Below are 18,508 nucleotides of genomic sequence, written 5' to 3'. Positions count from 1 at the left end.
CTGCGTTCCGGGTGGGGCGCCACTTGTACACGAGGTCTTGCCCCCGCGCGCCGCCTCGGTGCCGCACCGGGATTGCGGCGAAGCCCGCGCCGCCGCATGGATGCAGGAGAACCTTTCGCCGCGAAACCACGCGATCCGCCGGTGACGATGACACAATCCAGCGCGGCCCGCCCGCCGATCCGCTTCCGCGGCCGATCCTTCATGGCGACCGTGCTGGCCCCCGTGCCGCCCGTCGCGGATTGGTTCGCCGACCTCGACGCCCTGTGCCGTCGCGCGCCCGCCTTCTTTGCGGGGCGTCCGACCATCCTCGACCTCACCGGTCTGTCGCTGACGCGGGAGGATCTGGACGGGCTCGTGGCGGAACTGACGGCTCGCGATATCCCGATTCACGGCATCGAGGGTGCGCCCCCCGGCATGCTCGGCCCCGGCCTGCCGCCCTCACTGTCGGGCGGTCGCCCGGCGGGAGAAGTCTCGACGCCGGACGCTCCCATTCCGGAGCCTACGACCCGCACCGTTCCCGCGAAGTCGCTGATCATCGACACCCCGGTGCGCTCCGGCCAGACGATCCTCCATCTCGAAGGCGACGTCACTGTGCTCGGCGCCGTGGCCTCGGGGTCCGAGGTGATCGCCGGGGGCTCCATCCACGTCTACGGCGCCCTGCGCGGCCGGGCGGTGGCGGGGGCCTCGGGCAATCCGGCGGCGCGGATCTGGTGCCGCCGGTTCGAGCCGGAACTCGTGGCCATCGACGGCCTGTACAAGGCCGCCGACGATCTCGATCCGGCTTTTCACACTCAGCCCGTCGAGGTGCGGCTGGTGGAAGACGCGCTCAAGCTGACTCTGCTCGACCAGAGCCGGTAGAGCCCTCGCAGCTTCGTTCGTCGAGACTCAGGGCTTCGCCTCGGCCTCGACCTTCGGAGCCTTGGCCTCGGCTTCCGCCTTCAGCTTGGCTTCGACCTCGGCACGGATGCGGGCTTCCATCTCGGCCCGGGCCTTCGCCTCCGCTTCGGCCTTGCTCTTGGCTTCGGCCTCTGCGCGCATCTTGGTCTCGATCTCGGCGCGCATCTTCGCTTCGGCCTCGGATTTGGCCTTGGCCTCCGCTTCGGCCTTCTTGACCGCTTCGCGTTCCGCGTTGCGCTTCTCCGCGGAGGCGACGAATGCCTCCGGCCCCTGGTCGATATAGGCCTTCATCTCGGTGTCGAACGTTGCGGTTTCGGCAGCATCCTTCGGGCAGTCCGGAAGCTTGCCCGCCTTGTTGATCTCATCCTGAACCGCCGCATCGATGGCGGCGAACTCGGTCCGCAGGGCCTTCACCTTGGCGTCGATGGCGGCCCGCTGCGGCGCGGTCGTGCTGACGGCGCAACTCGCGGCGGTCTTCTGCAGAATCACGCCCATGAAATAGGCCTGAAGCCGGATCTCGTTCGGTTTCTCGGCCGGGACGGCCGAGGCTTGCGGCGCGGGCGCGTCCTGGCTGGCGGCGGCGTTGCAGCGCTTCAGACCTTCATACGCGTCCGCGATGCCTGGGATGCTGAAATCGGCCGCGCCATCGTTGAACTTGAGAACGATCTGCTTCCCCTTCAGCAGCTTCGGAATCACCGTGTCCGGCAATTGCGACCAGAGGAGCTTGGCCTCCCCGGTCCAGCCCTGCTTCGGATAGAGAACCTGCTTGTCGATGGAGAAGGACGCTTGCACTGTCTCGTCCTTGTCCCACCCCCAGTTCGCGTAGCCGAGGACGAGATTCACCTTGCCCTCATCGAGGGAGAGAACGATCGCGTTCTCTGCGTTGTCGTCGTCCTTGTCGCGGTAGCTGTAGGAGATCTGGCAGGTATAGCGGCCGGTCTGGCCGACATTGCGCTCGACTTCCCAGCCGCGGACGTTCTCGAAGAGCTTGCGTTCGCCCGACCATGCGGGCGAACCGGCGCCTCCGGCCAGCAGTGCCAGAGTGATCGCGGTGATGACGGGGCGCTTCCTCATGGCTCGCTTCCTTGTGTGGGGTTGCCGAGCCGGTCGATAGCCTTTGAGCTCTTGCAGAACCCTAAAAGCGCCTCGTGACTTAGATTATATGCTTAAGGGTGTCCCACGGATGTCGAACTCTACCGCGCCAGTAGTGCCAGCAGTACGATCACCGTCACGCCCAGCACCAGCGACAGGCCGCGCCAGAAGACGAGCGGATCACGCTCGATCAGCGGCACACCCCGTGTTTCGCTGAAGGCCGGATTCGGGTGGCGCAGATCGTGGACGAATTCCGAGAGCACGTCGTAGCGCCGGGCGGGGTCGGGATGCGTCGCGCGGCGTAGGGATCCATCGACCCAGGCAGGCAGGAGCGGGCGCGCATGGCGGGCCGAAACGTAGCGGAGTCGCTTCTGCCGACCGGCCGTCCGTGCGCGGGCCGCCTCTCCACCATAGGGCAGGCGGCCGGTGAGCATCTGATAGGCGAGGATGCCCAGTGCGAAGATGTCCGAGCCGGGGGAGGGGGCGTAGCCCAGGAAGCATTCCGGCGCCGTGTACTGGATCGCGCCCTGCGGCAGGGCATCGTCCGTGCGCCCGCCTTCCTCGACCAGCCCCGCGACGCGGGTCGCCCCGAAATCGACGATCACCACCGTTCCGGCCTTGTCGATCAGCACGTTCTCTGGGCGCAGATCGCCATGCACCATTTCCCGGCGGTGGAAGGCCTGAAGGCCCCTCGCGATCTGCTCGACGATCTCACGCACCGTTTCGAGATGCGGCTCGCGGTGATCCGCCATCCACTGGGCGAGGGTGCGTCCCTCGACATAGCGCATCACCGTGTAGAGGTGGCTGCGCGGCCCATCGCGGTCATACGCCTTCAGGACGTGGGGGCTGTCGAGCCGCCGCGCGATCCACTCCTCCATCATGAAATGGCGCAGATAATCGCGGTCGCCGCGCAACTCGAGCCCCGGCACCTTCAGCGCCACCCGCGCTCCGGTCTCGCCATCGGTCGCGAGGTAGACATGCCCGCGCCCGCCCGCATGAAGCCGACGCTCGATGTCATAGCCGTCGAAGTGACAGGGCGGTTCGAGCAGGGGAGCAGGGGGAAGGTCGCCGACCTCGCCCAACACCTCGCCGGGCTCCCCCTCCGGCAAGGTGTCGATGCGAACGATCAACGCTGTCAGATTGTCATCGCTGCCTGTTTCATAGGCAGCATCCACGATACGCCTTGCTGCGCCCTGAAGATCGGATCCGGCTGACGCGACGATCTCGGCGATGTCGCGGGCGCGCAGGTGCTCGTGCACCCCGTCCGTCGTGAGAAGGAAGACGTCACCCGCCTGGACGGGCACGCTGAAGCAATCGATCTCGACATGGGCATCCGCGCCCAGCGCGCGCCCGAGATAGCTCTCGCGGGACGAGATCACGACGCGATGATCCTCGGTGATCTGTTCCAGGGCGCGCCCGGCTAGACGGCTGATCCGGCTGTCGCCGCAATGGAAAATGTGCGCCGTGCGCGAGCGCAGAACGAGCGCCGAGAGCGTCGTCACGCAGCCGCGGTCGGCGTTGCCGGGCTCGGCGGCACGGCGGGTCTGCGCGTGCAGCCAGGAATTCGTGGCGGCGATGACGCGCTTGGCGGCGCTGCGCACCGTCCAGGTCTCGGGCGTCGCGTAGTAGTCGGTGAGGAAGCTTTTGACGGCGGTCTCGCTCGCCACAGCACCGAGGGCGCTGCTGCTGATGCCGTCCGCGACGAGGGCCGCGATGCCCTTCAACCCGAGGGCCGGACCATCCGGCACGAGGGCGCCGTGGAAGTCCTGGTTTTCGTCCTTCCGGCCGCGCTCGCTGTGCTGGCCGATGGTGACCGTCAGTGTCCGCGTCATCGCCCGACCGTGCTGCGGCGCCCCGGACCCGGTCCGGAGCGCCGTTTCTCAGATGAGCGTCAGGCCGCGAGGCGGCGCACACCCTCGGCGGAGGCCGGAAGCGGGCGCTTGGGCGCGGTGCGCACATGGGTCGAGTAGAGGGTCAGGCCCGTGAAGGCGAGGCCGCCGACGAGGTTGCCGAGCACGGTCGGGATCTCGTTCCAGATCAGGTAGTCCATGATCGAGAACTTGGCGCCGAGCATCAAGCCCGACGGGAACAGGAACATGTTCACCACCGAGTGCTCGAAGGTCATGAAGAAGAACAGCATGATCGGCATCCACATGGCGATCACCTTGCCGCTCACGTGGGTCGAGATCATCGCGCCGACGACGCCGGTCGACACCATCCAGTTGCAGAGCATGCCGCGCATGAACAGCGTCATCCAGCCGCCGAAGCCGTGAGCGGCGTAGCCGAGGGTGCGCTTCTCGCCGATGTTGGAGATGAATTCGGCGGTCTTATCGGGCGGGCTGGTGAAGCCGTAAGTGAAGACGCAGGCCATCATGAAGGCCACGGTCAGGGCACCGAGGAAGTTTCCGACGAAAACGAGCCCCCAGTTGCGCAGCACGCCGCCGACGGTCACGCCGGGCCGCTTGTCGAGGAGTGCCAGCGGCGCCAGCACGAACACGCCGGTTAGAAGGTCGAATCCCAGCAGGTAGAGCATACAGAAGCCGACCGGGAAGAGGGCGGCGCCGACGATCGGCTGGCCGGTCTGCTGCGTGATCGTCACCGCGAAGACGGCGGCGAGCGCCAGGATCGCACCGGCCATATAGGCGCGGATGAGCGTATCGCGGGTCGACATGAAGACTTTCGCTTCACCGGCATCGACCATTTTGACGGCGAATTCCGAAGGGGCCAGATAAGCCATCGTGTCTCCTGAAAATCTTACTGCGAACGTCGGCGCCTCGGCTTGCCATCGACGCTGACGGAAGTCCGAGCGACGGCCGCACCGGCCGCCTCCTGCCGTTGTCGCCAGGTGCCGGGATGTAAGATGCAAGAGGTGAGCCTGTTTGGTGCCTTTCGTGTCGCGGGGAGTACCTGTCGCTCGAAAGCAACAAAAAGCGGCATCCGCCCTTCTCGAAGACACGATCCAAGGATCCCGGCAAAATTTGCCGGGAGGATCACAAACTTAACCCTTCGGTAACCATACCCGCCGTCAATGGTCCGGTAAGGACTGTTAACGGGCGGCCATGAGCGCAGCTTCACCAGAGCCGATCACACCAGAGCCCGCCGCCTCCGAGCCGCGGGTGACCCTCCGGCCGCTGAGCTTCCGCGGCCGGGTCTTCAAGGCTCTGGCGCTGACGCCGGAGCCCCCGGTCGGAGATTGGCTTGCCGGTCTCGACCTCGCGCTGAAGCGGTCACCGACCCTGTTGAGGGGCCGGGCGCTCATCCTGGACCTTGCGGAGCTGAAGCCGTCCCTGGACGATCTGCAGGGCCTGCTCGACGAGCTGCGCCATCGCGACATCCGCGTCCTCGGTATCGAGGGCACGGAGGAGGCGGGCGAGGGCCTGCCGCCGATCCTCCTTCAAGGGCGCCCCGGTGCCTCGATCGAGGTTCCGTCGATCCCCGCCGAACCCGAGCCGCTGCTCGTCACCTCGATCACCGTCGAGGGGTCGATCCGCTCCGGCCAGAGCATCGTGAACCCGACCGGCGACGTGACCGTGATGGGCCACGTCTCCTCCGGGGCCGAAGTCCTCGCCGGCGGTTCCATCCACGTTTACGGCGCCCTGCGGGGGCGCGCCATCGCCGGCGCCGCCCGCAACCCGCGCGCCCGAATTTACTGCCGCAAGTTCGAGCCCGAGCTGCTGGGGATCGACCGCCTCGTGCGGACTGCGGAGGACATGGGATCGGCCCTGCGCGGCAAAGCCGCTCAGGTCTGGCTCGATGGCGGCACCATGAAACTGGCTAAGCTGGATTAAGGGAGAGCGACGCGTGGCAAAGGTTCTCGTCGTCACATCGGGCAAGGGCGGCGTCGGCAAGACGACGACCACCGCGGCCCTCGGAGCGGCCCTCGCGCAGGGTGGCCAGAGCGTGTGCGTCGTCGATTTCGACGTCGGCCTGCGCAACCTCGACCTGATCATGGGCGCCGAGCGCCGGGTGGTCTACGATCTGATCAACGTGGTCAACGGCGACGCCAAGCTGCCGCAGGCGCTGATCAAGGACAAGCGGGTCGAGAGCCTGCACCTGCTGCCGGCCTCGCAGACCCGTGACAAGGACGCCCTCACCGATGCGGGCGTCGCCCGGGTCATGGATGAACTACGCGAGAAGTTCGACTGGGTGATCTGCGACTCCCCGGCCGGTATCGAGCGCGGCGCCCAGCTCGCCATGCATCACGCCGACATCGCCGTCGTCGTCACGAACCCCGAGGTTTCCTCGGTGCGCGACTCCGACCGGATCATCGGCCTGCTCGACTCCAAGACCGCCAAGGCCGAGCGCGGCGAGGAGATGGACAAGCACCTCATCCTTACCCGCTACGACCCGATGCGGGCCGATCGCGGCGACATGCTGAAGACTGAAGACGTGCTGGAGATCCTCTCGATCCCGCTGCTCGCGATCATCCCGGAAAGCCAGGAAGTGCTCCGCGCCTCCAACGTCGGCTGCCCGGTGACGCTGAACAACCCCCTCTGTGCCCCGGCCCGCGCCTACGCCGACGCGGCCAAGCGGCTCAAGGGCGAGGACGTGCCGATGGTGCTCCCCACGGAGCGCAAGTCCTTCCTCGACAAGCTCTTCATGCGGAGGGCTGCATGAGCATCCTCGGGATCTTCCAGAAGCGCAATTCGAGCGCGGTCGCCCGCGACCGCCTCCAACTGATCCTCGCCCACGAGCGCAACGAATCCGGCAGGCCGGATCTCGTGATCCAGCTCCGGGAAGAGATCCTGGCCGTGATCGCCAACCACGTCGCGGTCGAGCCCGACAAGGTCAAGGTCACGCTGGAGCGCGGCGCCGGTGTCTCGACGCTGGGCCTCGATATCGAGCTCCCCCTCGGGGCCTCGGCCAAGCTCGATGCGAAGCTCGCGAGCAAGATCGCGCAGGTCGCCGCCAAGAGCGGCGCCAAGAAGGCGGCTTGATCGCCAATCCCTCTCCCCGTCCCGGCGGGGGGAGGGTTTCTCTTTTGTAGCCCTCAATCCCGTGCGGACAGCCGGAAGGCGCCTGGATTCTCGGGCTGCGTCGTCACCACCGCCGCCGGTAGGATCGGCTCGTTGCCGACGGGCTCGATGCGGAAGGCCGCGCAGAGACGAGCGAGGGCGATGACCGCCTCGCTCAAGGCGAATTGCGCGCCGATGCAGACGCGCGGTCCCGCGCCGAAGGGCAGGTAGCTGAATCGCGCCGGGGCTGGACGGCCCGGCAAGAACCGGCCGGGATCGAACGCGTCCGGGTCATCCCACAGCTTGCGATGCCGGTGCAGCACCCAAGGGCTGACCAGAACGATATCGCCCTTGGCGACGGGGTGGCCCGCCAACTCGTCCGGGCCCAGCGCGCGCCGCACCACCACGAAGGCCGCCGGATAGAGCCGCAACGTCTCGTCGATGACCGCACGAGTGAGTGGCAGCCGCCCATCCGCGTGGCAGCCTGTCGGGTCGGTGAGGTCGGCCGCCCGCGCCTCGGCGGCAACCTGCTCCTGAATCTCCGGGCACAGGGCGAGCATGTAGCTCGCCCAGAACAAGGTCCCCGCCGTCGTTTCGTGGCCCGCCAGGATCATGGTCGCGACCTGATCGCGCAATTCCTGCAGGTTGAAGGGCTGGCCGGTCTCCGGGTTGCGCGCGGCGGTCAGGAGATCGAGGAGATCGCCGTTGAAATTCGCGGCGGCTTCGGCACGGGCCCTGATCAGCGAATCGAGGAAGGGAATCCAACGCTTCCGAAACCGCGCACGGGGCCATCCGAGCGGCGTTGGCCAGCCCGGCGGCATCAGCACGTCGAGGACGTGGGGGCGGCCGATCCGGACGCTGTACTCGGCGATGAAGGCGCGCAGTTGCGGGCCCTGCCGGTCCATCCCCACGGAGAACATGGCCCGCCCCGCGATATCCAGGGCGAGGCTATGGAAGGTCGCGAACAGATCGACCGGACCGGCCGCCGCCACGGGGCGTAGCGCCGCGATGCCGTCCGTCACCGCCCGGTCGATATGCGGCACCAGCCCGTCGATGGCGCGGGGGGTGAAGGCGGGAGCCAACGTGCGGCGCTGGTGGCGCCACTCCGCGCCCTCGCTGATCAGGAGCCCGTCACCGAGGATCGGCCGCAGGATGCGGATCGTGCCCACGGTACGGGCGTAATTGGCTTGATTCTCGACGAGGAAGCGCCGGATCGCCTCCGGATCGTTGAGGATGTAGCTCGACCGTCCGAGCAACCCGCGCCGGGTCACCGGCTCCTCGAAGGCCGCCTTCGGGAACCCCAAGAGGCCGTTGTCGCGGATGGAACGGAGATAGGCGAGGATCGGCAGGTCGCGGCTGGGAGGCTCGCGTCGCGGCGGCACCATTCGCGGCGCGCGCGCTGCGGCTTGGCCTGTCGGGGCTGCGTCCGTCGGCATGGCATCCATCACGGGCGCGGTCATGGCCGACGCACGGCCGGGAGTAAACGTCGAACGCTCATTCCGCTGCCTTCCGCATCGGTTGATCCGAAGGGACCAGGCGGAGGGCGACGGGAAACGCCTGGACCTCGGCCTCCGACGACACGGAGGCGAGGAGGGTCGCCGAGGGGATCATCTCTTCCACCACATCCAGCAGCGTTTGAACGCCTCCTTCGAGATGGTCGGTGACGCGGTCGATCACAAGGATCTCCGGCTGGCGCAGCAGCGCCCGGGTGAGACCGACGCGGACGCGTACCCGCTCCGGCAGGAGAAGCCCGCGATTGCCAACCTGCCGTTCGAGCCCGCGCCGCCGGATACCGTCTTCCAAATCGAACTCGCGGAACACGGCGAGTACCTCGCGCTGGATGATCTCTTCGCTGTGCATCCGCGCCGTATCGATGCGGCCGAACAGGATGTTGTCGAGCACGCTGGCCCGCGGATTGATGCGGGCGGGGTCGTAGGTCTCGATATCGCACCCGTCCTCCCCGCCAAGGGCGTCCTGCACCACGCTGCGCGCGCCGACCACCCGCGACTTGAGGATCGGGTCGATGAGGCCGAAACGCATGCGCGGTTCGACATAGGCCAGGGCCAAGGCGAGGAACGCCTTGCTGTCCTCCTCCGGTAGGCGACCCGTTGGGGCGAGGCGGCTCAGGCGCGCCTCGTATTCCGGCACCATTTCCGGAGTGATCAGGGAGAAGCGCCGGAAGAGCGGGTGCCCGGGGGGCACGTCCTTGAAGATCTCGCTGAGATTCCGCGCGATCTCCACACCCATCCGGTCGAGGTCGTCGAGCAAGCGCGCCTGCGCCAGCGCCATGCGGAACGGAGCCGCCGCCGCCAGGCGCAGGGGCTCGGTCAGCGTGGTATCGCGGGGGACACCGAACAGCAGGTTCTCTCCGAGTGTCGCCTGATCGTTGAAGGCGCCGCGCGAGAACGGGATGACGAGACCGGCCAGCCCCTGCTGCTCGAAATGCTCGCGGAGATGCTCGCGGGCCAGGATGAACCGCTGTCCGGCCTCCGATTCGTGAGTCACCGAACTCAAGGTGCCGAGACCGTAGCGATAGAGATCGTCGGCGAGGCCGAGGCGGGAGAGGATCTCCACGAGGCGCCGGTCGAGCCCAGCCGCGTCCTCGACGCCAAGCGCGGCGAAATCGATCCAGGGGTCTGTGATGCTGTCGAGGGGATTACCCGTGCGGAGCGCCTCGCGGAGGCTTTGCTTGGTGAAGTCCAGGCGACGGCTGGCCTGCGGCTTCACCCGGAGCCCGTAGAGCAGGTTGTCGCGGATCGAGCCGGGGAACAGGACCGGCGTGATGCCCGCGAATGCGAGGCGCGAGGAGAAGATCGAGCGGGGAAGGGTGGCAAGATCGTAATGGCCGATCCGCACCGTGCCGCCACGCGGCATCTGGAGCCCCGCCATCACCCGCGCGAATTCCTGCGCCACGGGGCCCGGCGGGACCAGCGCAAGCCGCGCGGGCAAGGGCATGTCGATCGCCGCGATGTCGATGGGCGAGCCCCCGCGCGGGTCGCGGATCGTAAGGTCCTCGGTCGAGAGGGGCGAACCGAGCCGGAGGCCGGGGCCGTCATCGTCCTGATAGGGCGTCAGCCGATCCGGGCCGAAATGCGCGGCGACCGTCTCGTACTTCACCTCCACATCGAGGCGCTGCTGATCCCAATCGATCAGTTCCTTCAGCGGAGGAGGCAGATCGCGATAGGCGGCGAGGACGGCGACGAGCTGGCCAATATCCAACTCGCCCTTCAGGGCGAAGACGCCGCCGATTGCGTAGAACAGGAACGGCGTGATCTGCGCGATGAGGTTGTTGAGGTACTTCACCGCGAACTTGCGGCGGTAGATCCGCAAGCGCAGATCGTAGAGCGCGTAGAGCCGCCCGCCGATTTCGGCGCGCTCCCACCGCCCGGTATTGTTGAGCGTGACGGCGGGGAGACCGTCGAGGACCTCCGCCACCCGGCCCGCGAAGGCGCGCGACGCGATCTGTCGCTTCCGGCTGAGCACGATGATCTGCCGCCGGAGGCGCGGGATCACCGTCATCTGCACGCCGACCATCCCCCCCGCGACGAGGCCGAGCCAGACATTCTGCATGAGGATGAACGCCAGCGCCGTGAGCGCCTGCGTGCCGAGCTGCGCCGGTACGACGATGGCATCGCCGATGAAGGACCCGATCGGCTCCACCTCGTCGCGGATGATCGTGGCGGTCTCGGACGATTTCACTTCGCTCTGCGCCTCGGCCGAGAAGCGCAGCATCAGGGCGAAGAGTTGGAATCGCAGGCGGCGGAGCATCCGTTCGCCGAGGATGCCCTTCTGCAGGTTGATCCAGAACTTGAAAGCCCCGTTCACGATCACGAGGCCGAGAAACATGAGGGAGAGGCCGAGAAGCAGGTGCAGCCGGTCGACCTGGAATCCCTCGAACACCTCGGTGCGGCCGCCGCCGAGGAAGCTCGGCCAGTCGATCTTGATCTCGAGGAAAGAGGCCGTCTCCTCTCCATGGGAGAAGGCGCGGCCGGTGATCGCGTCGTTGACGATGCGCTTCGGCAGGTCGAGCGAGGCGAAATAGAACGGCAGCGACGCCAGCACGACGACGCAGATCGCGATCTGGTCGCGCTTGGAATGGCGCCAGATGTAGCTGAAGAGTCGCGGCTCTAGCTCGCGCATGGGGTCCTTCCGGACATGGGGCGGGGCGACGCCGAACCCGGATCGCGACGGCGCCTATCTATAGCGGAACTCCCCGCCGTCGCGTCTGGACGCGCACGTCGGCACAGGGAAACCAACGCTCATTTGCCGCCTGGGCTTGCCGGAAGCGGTATGTCCTTCTATTGCAGCGCAACCGCCACACATCTGCCCATGGCCCGGGGCGGACGACCTGATGTCGTCCGATGCACCGGCACTGCCAGGGCCACCGAGCGTGAACCCGGCCCATGGATCTGCGCAACATCGCCATCATCGCCCACGTCGACCATGGGAAAACGACCCTCGTCGACAAGCTGCTTCAGCAGTCCGGCACCTTCCGTGAGAACCAGCGCGTCGAAGAGCGCGCCATGGATTCGAACGATCTCGAGAAGGAGCGCGGCATCACCATCTTGGCCAAGGCGACCTCGGTCGTCTGGAAGGACACCCGCGTGAACGTGGTGGATACCCCCGGCCACGCCGACTTCGGCGGCGAGGTGGAGCGTATCCTCTCGATGGTCGACGGCGTGATCGTGCTGGTCGACGCCGCTGAAGGCCCGATGCCGCAGACCAAGTTCGTGGTCGGCAAGGCGCTGAAGATCGGCCTGCGCCCCATCGTGGCCGTCAACAAGGTCGATCGGCCGGATGCCCGCATCAACGAGGTCGTGAACGAGGTGTTCGACCTCTTCGCCGCCTTGGACGCCACCGACGAACAGCTCGACTTCCCGATTCTCTACGGGTCCGGCCGCAACGGCTGGATGGGTCTGTCGCCGGAAGCCGACCAATCGGAAGGCCTCGCGCCGCTGTTCGACCTCGTGCTCAAGCACGTTCCGCCGGCCAAGACCGAGCCTGGCCCGTTCCGCATGCTCGGTACGCTGCTCGAAGCCAACCCGTTCCTCGGCCGCATCATCACCGGCCGCATCGCCTCCGGCACGGTGAAGCCGAACCAGTCGATCAAGGTTCTCGACCGCGAGGGTAAGGTCGTGGAGACCGGTCGCGTCTCGAAGATCCTGGCCTTCCGTGGCCTCGAGCGTGCCCCCATCGACGTGGGCGAGGCGGGCGACATCGTCTCCATCGCGGGCCTGATGAAGGGCACCGTGGCCGACACGTTCTGCGATCCGGCGGTCAACGAGCCGATCCAGGCCCAGCCGATCGATCCGCCGACCGTCACCATGTCCTTCATCGTGAACGATTCGCCGCTGGCCGGCACCGAGGGTGACAAGGTCACGAGCCGCATGATCCGCGACCGCCTGTTCAAGGAGGCCGAGGGCAACGTCACGCTCAAGATCGAGGAAGCCGCCGACAAGGACTCGTTCTACGTGTCCGGCCGTGGCGAATTGCAGCTCGCCATCCTCATCGAGACCATGCGCCGCGAAGGCTTCGAGATCGCCGTCTCGCGTCCGCGCGTGGTGTTCGAGAAGGACGAGGACGGCAACCTGCTGGAGCCCGTCGAGGAAGTCGTCGTCGACGTGGACGAGGAGCATTCCGGCGTCGTCGTTCAGAAGATGTCCGAGCGGAAGGCCGAGATGATCGAGATGCGGCCGTCAGGCGGTGATCGCCTGCGCCTCGTCTTCCATGCCCCGACCCGCGGCCTCATCGGCTACCAGGGCGAGCTGATGACCGACACGCGCGGCACGGCGATCATGAACCGCCTGTTCAAGGCCTACGAGCCCTTCAAGGGCGAGATCCCCGGCCGCCGCAACGGCGTGCTGATCTCGAACGACAAGGGCGAGGCCGTGGCCTACGCCATGTGGAACCTGGAAGATCGCGGCCCGATGATGATCGAGCCCGGCGCCAAGGTGTATCAGGGCATGATCGTCGGCGAGCACAACCGTGAGAACGATCTCGAGGTGAACGTGCTCAAGGGCAAGAAGCTCACCAACATCCGCACCACGTCGAAGGACGAGGCTGTGCGCCTGACTCCGCCGATTCGCATGACCCTCGAAAAGTCGCTCGCCTGGATCCAAGACGACGAACTGATGGAAGTCACGCCGAAGTCGATCCGCCTGCGCAAGACGGTTCTCGACCCGAACGACCGCAAGCGGGCTGAGCGCTCCAAGGAAGCCTGAGGCTGAATGAAAAGCCCGGATGGTCAAACCCTCCGGGCTTTTTTCTGTTAGCTGCTGCCGGGGTCGGTTTCACTGTTCGGCCCCTTCGGGCCTTCGCCCGGCTTGCCGTCCGTCTTCTCGTTCGGGTCCTTCACCGCGTCCGGGGCAATGTTTGCCGGGCGCTTCTTGGGTTCCTCACGCTCACTCATCGCCGTCCCTCCTCTCCGCACGGGAATGTCCCCCGGCGACCTTGGTATCGGCCTCGGGGCCGCGCGATGCCTTCTGATCGGAATGGCCGTTCGATGAGCCGCCGATGGCGGGAGGCGATGAACCTGCGGCCCCGCCGCCCATCTCTCGCCGACGCTCGGCCTCATCCTTGCCACCGCTCTCGATGCCGGTGATGGCCGCTTGCTGCGGCGTCTGATGCCCGCCGCCTGTGGGCGGCGTGCCGGGCGAGCCGACCTTGTCGTCGGGCTTACGGGTGACAGTCGCGGAGTCGCTGGTCTCGCGCATCAGCGTTTTCCATCGTCCTGGCCGACGGCGGCGGTCGCGCGGTCGATGGCCTCGGATGTGGAGGAATCGGTCTCACCGCGCAGGCGGCGCAGGTTCTCCGGAGGCGTTTCGGCTTCGGTGGCGTCGGTGGCATCCTGGCCCGGCGTGCCGGATGCGATGCGGGCGGCCTCGGCCTCGCCGGAGGGATCGCGCTTCAGATCGGCCTGCGTGTTCTGCGGCAAGCCCACGTCCAGGGGCGAATCCTGCCCCAGATCCTGACCGTTGCGGTCGGCATAGGCGTCGAAGTCCTTGAGCGACTGACGCTGGTTGGTGTCCGCCATGATGGCCTCTCGTGTCCTGTTGTATCGGGACAACGGAGGCGGCGGGTGATCGTTGCGGCCCGGCGCGGACGCCGAGCCGCAGGGTTCGGACTAGCCGATGCCGTCGAACAGCGCCGACGAGATGTACCGCTCGGCGAAGGAGCAGGCGATGGTGACGATCCGCTTGCCCTGGAATTCCGGCCGCTTGGCCAGTTCGAGGGCGGCGGCGACGTTACCGCCCGTCGAGATGCCGCCGGGGATGCCTTCCAGCTTGGCCAGCGCCCGTGCCGTCTCGAAAGCGGTGTCGTTCGAGACCTTCAGGACGCCGTCGAGCACGTCGGTGTGCAGGTTGTCGGGGATGAAGCCCGCGCCGATGCCCTGGATCTTGTGCGGGCCCGGCTGGCCACCGGAGATGACCGGCGAGTCGACCGGCTCCACAGCGAAGACCTTCAGGTCGGGCAGGCGCGGCTTGAGAACCTCGGACACGCCCGTGATCGTGCCGCCCGTGCCGACGCCGGCCACGAAGGCGTCCAGCTTGCCGTTCGTGTCGGCCCAAATCTCCTCGGCCGTGGTGCGGCGGTGGATGTCCGGGTTGGCCGGGTTCGAGAATTGCTGCGGCATCACGGCGCCGGGGATCTCGCGAAGGAGTTCCTCGGCCTTGGCGATGGCACCCTTCATGCCCTGCGGGCCGGGAGTGAGGGCGAGCTCAGCGCCGAGGAAGGCCAGCATCTTGCGCCGCTCGATCGACATCGTCTCCGGCATCACGAGGATCAGCCGATAGCCGCGGGCGGCTGCGGTGAAGGCCAGCGCGATGCCGGTGTTGCCGGACGTCGGCTCGACCAGCGTGCCGCCCGGCTGCAACTTGCCCGAGGCTTCAAGGGCGTCGATCATGTTGACGCCGATACGGTCCTTCACGCTCGCGATCGGGTTGAAGAACTCGAGCTTCAGCAGGATCTCGGCGTCGACGCCATGCTCCTTGGGAAGGCGGTTCAGCTTCACGAGCGGCGTATTGCCGATCGTTTCCGTGATCGAACCGAAAATGCGACCGTGGCCGACCTTGGCCGGCGCGTTGAGGGAATCGGCCATCGCGTATGTCCTGTCTGCGTTCATTCCGATGTCGGATGCGAAAACCCTATGCCAAGGGGTGAGGGCTTACCGGATCCGTTCCATGGGCTGCGATAGCCGCTCGATCCGGCCGGAGCAATCACTGTAAGTGCCTTATCCGACAAATCATTTTACTGAAGCCAGGGATTAAGCCCTGCTGTGGAAGATTGTATTTTAAACTCCCCTCGACCAGAGAATAACCTTCTCAAGTGGGTGTCGGTTATGAGCCACGGAACGAGACTGACGCGCCGAACCGGAATCGCGGCTTGCATGGCGATGGCGGCATGGCCGGTCTGGGCCGAGCCTCTGCGCGTGACCCTCGCCACGGCGACGCCCGGCGGAGGATTCCCGGCTTTCGGAGAGGCCTTTGCCGCCGCGATTCACGGGGCCGATCCCGATCTGGTTATCGAGACACGGCCGAGCGGCGGGTCGGCGGAAAATATCGGCCTGCTGACGCGGGGTGAGATCGATCTTGCGCTGGTGCAGGGGGCCTATGCTTATCCCATCCTCGACAGGCCCGATGGGCCGAAGGTGCTGGCGCCGATGTACTCGAGTCCCGGTCTGTTCGTGCTGCGTGCCGATAGTCCGGTGCGCACCATCGCCGACTTGCGCGGCCGGGCCGTCGCGCTCGGCACGCGAAACTCGGGATTGACGGTGATGGGACGGGCGGTGCTCGCCGCGTCGGGCCTCGATCCGGAGCGCGACATCCGGTCCATCCTCCTCGATCATGCCGGCGATGGACCCGCCATGGTCCGCGATGGACGGGCGGCAGCCCTGTGGGGCGGCGGATTGGGATGGCCCGGGTTCCTGGCCGTGGCTCGGGAGGAGGGGGGCGCCCGTTTCCTTGGCCCCTCGGCCGAGGCGATCGACAGGCTGACGGCGCAGGATCGATCTCTGACGCCCATGACCGTGGCAGCCGGAAGCTTCCCGGGGCAGGACGCTCCGATCTCGACCATCGGTTCGTGGAGCTTCATCCTCGCACGGCCGGATTTCCCGCCCGAGACCGGCTATCGGATCGTGACGGCCCTGGCCCGTGCAATGGCGGAAATGCGCTCCCGCCACGCACAGGGCGGCGAGAGCGACCCACGCCTGCTCGAAGGCCTCCTGCCGAAGGCTGCGCTCGATGCAGGAACGCGGCGCTACCTGTCCGAAGCGAAGCCTTAGCGGAAACCCGCGGCCCGGCGATCGCGCTTGCGCTCTGTCGCCGGCTGGTAGGCGATCTCGGCGTGGTGCGTGCAATAGGGGAGGCCGGTGATCGACCGGGCACCGCAGAAGCGGAATTCCGGCGTGGTCGGATCGCCCAGCGGCCAGCGGCACATGGATTCCCGCAGGTCCATGATCGTGACCCGTTGCGACACGGGGATCGCAGCCGGTTCGGGAGCGACGGCGGCGACTGGAGTAGGGGGGGCAGCCTGCGGAAATTCGGGAGCCGGGCGGTGCGAGACGACGACGGCCGGTTCCGGCGCGGCGGCGAGGATCGCGGCCTTCTCAACCTCGACGGGCTTGCTGGCGACGACCGGCGTATCCTCGCCGGACTTCACGCGACCCGCGAGACCCAGCCGGTGGACCTTTCCGATGACGGCATTGCGCGTCACGCCGCCGAGTTGCGCCGCGATCTTGCTGGCGCTCTGTCCGTCTTCCCAGAGGCGTCGAAGAAGCGCCACGCGCTCTTCGGTCCAGCTCAAGCCCGCTTCCATTATCCCCCTCCGACCCATCGCCCAGCGGCGCACGCGACGCGTTCGAGCCGGCCAGCGGGAGCCGGGCCAGTGCGACACCGTGTCTCTCCGAGCCGTCCGATGAACCCTACAGCGCCGTTCGCGGCGCTTGCAAGGGCGGGGAGACCACGGTTTCGAGCGCTCGTTGGCCTGTCCACCGCCAACCGTGGCCTCCGGCTGAATCGTGGCCGCACTGCAACAACCCCTCGTCAAGGCAAACTTGGCCTTTGCTTCCGGAACGCGAAACGGCCAAGCTCGGTTCTGCTTAGCAAGTGCGTCGCCTCGTGCGAGCCGGACGTTCGGGATGTTGACGATGGCCACCGTTCGGAATGGTTTGCGCTGCGCCGCAATCCTCGGCTTGGCCGCGCTTGTGGCGGGCTGCGGCTCCGTGCCGCGCACTACCTATACCGCCGACCAAGCCAGCGCCGCGACCGTGCCTGGCGTCGCGGACGCGCGCGTGTTCGCGGACGCTTCGGTCGAGACCATCGCTCAGCTCGCGGCCAATCCCGAGAAGCGCAAGAGCCGCTTCACCTATCTCGCTCTTTCGGGTGGCGGCGGGGACGGCGCTTACGGTGCGGGCGTCCTCAATGGCTGGACGGCCTCGGGCACGCGACCCGAGTTCACTCTCGTCTCGGGGGTGTCCACGGGCGCACTGATCGCGCCCTTCGCGTTCCTGGGACCGGGCTACGACTCGTATCTCACCGAATTCTACACGAGCGGCGTCGCCGAAACGCTGGTCGCCGAGCCCAGCATCACGAGCGTACTGTTCGGCTCCGGCCTGTTCGGGGACGGGCGCCTGCGCGACCTGATCGGCCGATATCTGACGAACGACCTGATGGACGCGATCGCCGCCGAGCATGCCAAGGGTCGCCGCCTCCTCGTTGTGACGACGAACCTCGACTCTCAGCGCGCCGTGATCTGGAACATGGGCGCTATCGCCTCGAGCAACGCGCCGAACCGGCTGGAACTGTTCCGCGACGTGCTCGCGGCGTCGGCCAGCATCCCGGCGGTATTCCCGCCGCAACTCATCGATGTCAGCGCCGGGCCCACGCAGTTCCAGGAAATGCATGTCGACGGCTCGGTCGTGACACCCGTTTTCACCCTGCCGCAGAGCCTGTTGCTCCGGGACGGCAAGCTGCGCACCCACGGGAAGGGCGACATCTTCGTGGTCATCAATGGGCGCCTCGAGCCTGATTTCGAGGTGACGCAGAACAACACGCTCGCGATCGTCGGGCGGTCGTTTACCACCGCGAGCCGGGCCCGATCCCGCGCGGCGCTGGCTGCGACCTACGCGCTCGCACGCGCCAACAATATCGGCTTCAATCTGACCTATGTGGACGAGACCGGTCCCAAGGCACCGGCCGCTCAGGGCTTCAATACCGCCTACATGCGCGCCCTTTACAAGGACGGGTTCGAGAAGGCCCGTACCAGCCATCTGTGGGAGCATACCGTTCCCGCCGCGCCCATCACCAAGGCGCAGATCGCGCAGACGGTAAATCCGTAGGCTCGAACGATCCAGGGCGGCTCGCCCTGGATCGGTATGGGCGAAGGCCCGGTTACTTCCGCAGGATCTTGGTCACGAGACGGCCGATCGGGGAGGCCGTGCTCGCGTTGCGGTCGTCGCGGATGACGGGCCGATCCTCATTGCCGAGGATCTTGGTGACGAGACGTCCGATAAGGCTCATGCGCGGGGTCCTCTCGCATCCTGCGCTAAAACGGCGCAGCTTGATCAT

At 67.0% G+C, this 18,508-nt stretch carries 18 protein-coding genes; 7 read left to right on the top strand and 11 right to left on the bottom strand.

Annotated features, from left to right (window positions below; genetic code table 11):
• Positions 1–147: 147 nt before the first annotated feature.
• Positions 148–858 (top strand): septum site-determining protein MinC, encoded by a 711-nt coding sequence (minC, locus tag J4O73_RS21640; RefSeq protein WP_426220767.1) that lies wholly within the window; start codon positions 148–150, stop codon positions 856–858.
• Positions 859–885: 27 nt separating this feature from the next.
• On the opposite strand, the gene J4O73_RS21635 is transcribed toward minC (J4O73_RS21640), so the two are convergent.
• From J4O73_RS21635 to J4O73_RS21625, 3 genes are all read right to left on the bottom strand, one after another.
• Positions 886–1,971 (bottom strand): hypothetical protein, encoded by a 1,086-nt coding sequence (locus J4O73_RS21635; protein ID WP_426220765.1) that lies wholly within the window; start codon positions 1,969–1,971, stop codon positions 886–888.
• A 119-nt stretch (positions 1,972–2,090) separates the two neighbouring features.
• Entirely contained in the window at positions 2,091–3,821 is a 1,731-nt protein-coding gene (locus J4O73_RS21630; protein ID WP_426220763.1) for a protein kinase domain-containing protein, read from the bottom strand.
• 59 nt (positions 3,822–3,880) lie between these two features.
• Positions 3,881–4,726 (bottom strand): formate/nitrite transporter family protein, encoded by an 846-nt coding sequence (locus J4O73_RS21625; protein ID WP_426220761.1) that lies wholly within the window; start codon positions 4,724–4,726, stop codon positions 3,881–3,883.
• 322 nt (positions 4,727–5,048) lie between these two features.
• On the opposite strand from J4O73_RS21625, the gene minC (J4O73_RS21620) reads away from it, so the two are divergent.
• From minC (J4O73_RS21620) to minE, 3 genes are read left to right on the top strand one after another with little or no spacing between them, the layout of a single operon-like run.
• On the top strand, positions 5,049–5,777 hold the full coding sequence (gene minC, locus J4O73_RS21620; protein WP_426220759.1) for a septum site-determining protein MinC: 729 nt from the start codon (positions 5,049–5,051) through the stop codon (positions 5,775–5,777).
• Positions 5,778–5,790: 13 nt separating this feature from the next.
• Positions 5,791–6,606, top strand: a complete 816-nt coding sequence (gene minD, locus J4O73_RS21615; protein ID WP_426220757.1) for a septum site-determining protein MinD — start codon at positions 5,791–5,793, stop codon at positions 6,604–6,606.
• On the top strand, positions 6,603–6,926 hold the full coding sequence (gene minE / locus J4O73_RS21610) for a cell division topological specificity factor MinE (protein ID WP_426220755.1): 324 nt from the start codon (positions 6,603–6,605) through the stop codon (positions 6,924–6,926). Before minD ends, minE begins: the two co-directional genes overlap by 4 nt.
• Positions 6,927–6,979: 53 nt before the next feature.
• On the opposite strand, the gene J4O73_RS21605 is transcribed toward minE, so the two are convergent.
• Positions 6,980–8,380, bottom strand: a complete 1,401-nt coding sequence (locus J4O73_RS21605; RefSeq protein ID WP_426220858.1) for a cytochrome P450 — start codon at positions 8,378–8,380, stop codon at positions 6,980–6,982.
• Positions 8,381–8,438: 58 nt separating this feature from the next.
• Positions 8,439–11,084 (bottom strand): ABC transporter transmembrane domain-containing protein, encoded by a 2,646-nt coding sequence (locus tag J4O73_RS21600; RefSeq protein ID WP_426220753.1) that lies wholly within the window; start codon positions 11,082–11,084, stop codon positions 8,439–8,441.
• A 263-nt stretch (positions 11,085–11,347) separates the two neighbouring features.
• Here J4O73_RS21600 and typA point away from each other — a divergent pair, with 263 nt between their 5' ends.
• Positions 11,348–13,165 carry a translational GTPase TypA gene (gene typA / locus J4O73_RS21595; protein ID WP_378969987.1) on the top strand — a complete coding sequence of 606 codons (1,818 nt, stop codon included), beginning with the start codon at positions 11,348–11,350 and terminating at the stop codon, positions 13,163–13,165.
• A gap of 47 nt (positions 13,166–13,212) precedes the next feature.
• On the opposite strand, the gene J4O73_RS21590 is transcribed toward typA, so the two are convergent.
• The 4 genes from J4O73_RS21590 to cysK all read right to left on the bottom strand — a co-directional run bounded on the left by J4O73_RS21590 (position 13,213) and on the right by cysK (position 15,042).
• Positions 13,213–13,353, bottom strand: coding sequence for a hypothetical protein (locus J4O73_RS21590; RefSeq protein ID WP_426220751.1), 141 nt, complete (start codon positions 13,351–13,353; stop codon positions 13,213–13,215).
• Complete coding sequence (locus tag J4O73_RS21585) at positions 13,346–13,657, bottom strand: hypothetical protein (protein WP_426220749.1); 312 nt, start codon at positions 13,655–13,657, stop codon at positions 13,346–13,348. The genes J4O73_RS21590 and J4O73_RS21585 overlap by 8 nt, the downstream gene beginning before the upstream one ends.
• Complete coding sequence (locus J4O73_RS21580; protein WP_426220747.1) at positions 13,657–13,977, bottom strand: hypothetical protein; 321 nt, start codon at positions 13,975–13,977, stop codon at positions 13,657–13,659. Before J4O73_RS21580 ends, J4O73_RS21585 begins: the two co-directional genes overlap by 1 nt.
• A 90-nt stretch (positions 13,978–14,067) precedes the next feature.
• Entirely contained in the window at positions 14,068–15,042 is a 975-nt protein-coding gene (cysK, locus tag J4O73_RS21575; RefSeq protein ID WP_426220746.1) for a cysteine synthase A, read from the bottom strand.
• 240 nt (positions 15,043–15,282) lie between these two features.
• Between cysK and J4O73_RS21570 the strand changes: the two genes are divergently transcribed.
• Positions 15,283–16,224, top strand: a complete 942-nt coding sequence (locus J4O73_RS21570) for a TAXI family TRAP transporter solute-binding subunit (RefSeq protein WP_426220744.1) — start codon at positions 15,283–15,285, stop codon at positions 16,222–16,224.
• Here the strand turns inward: J4O73_RS21570 and J4O73_RS21565 are convergent.
• The gene (locus J4O73_RS21565; protein WP_426220742.1) at positions 16,221–16,757 is read right to left on the bottom strand and encodes a GcrA family cell cycle regulator; all 537 of its coding nucleotides are present in this window, start codon (positions 16,755–16,757) and stop codon (positions 16,221–16,223) included. The genes J4O73_RS21570 and J4O73_RS21565 overlap by 4 nt on opposite strands.
• 331 nt (positions 16,758–17,088) lie before the next feature.
• Between J4O73_RS21565 and J4O73_RS21560 the strand changes: the two genes are divergently transcribed.
• Positions 17,089–18,279: a patatin-like phospholipase family protein gene (locus tag J4O73_RS21560; RefSeq protein WP_426220741.1), complete on the top strand. Its 1,191-nt coding sequence runs from the start codon at positions 17,089–17,091 to the stop codon at positions 18,277–18,279.
• A 52-nt stretch (positions 18,280–18,331) separates the two neighbouring features.
• Here the strand turns inward: J4O73_RS21560 and J4O73_RS21555 are convergent, their stop codons facing one another.
• Positions 18,332–18,460 (bottom strand): TFIIS helical bundle-like domain containing protein, encoded by a 129-nt coding sequence (locus J4O73_RS21555; protein ID WP_378970002.1) that lies wholly within the window; start codon positions 18,458–18,460, stop codon positions 18,332–18,334.
• Positions 18,461–18,508: the final 48 nt, after the last annotated feature.

Source organism: Methylobacterium sp. NFXW15, from assembly GCF_049887755.1.
Taxonomy (GTDB): domain Bacteria; phylum Pseudomonadota; class Alphaproteobacteria; order Rhizobiales; family Beijerinckiaceae; genus Methylobacterium.
The sequence above is the reverse complement of the archived record's forward strand: the minus strand, read 5'-3'. Positions and strand labels throughout refer to the sequence as shown.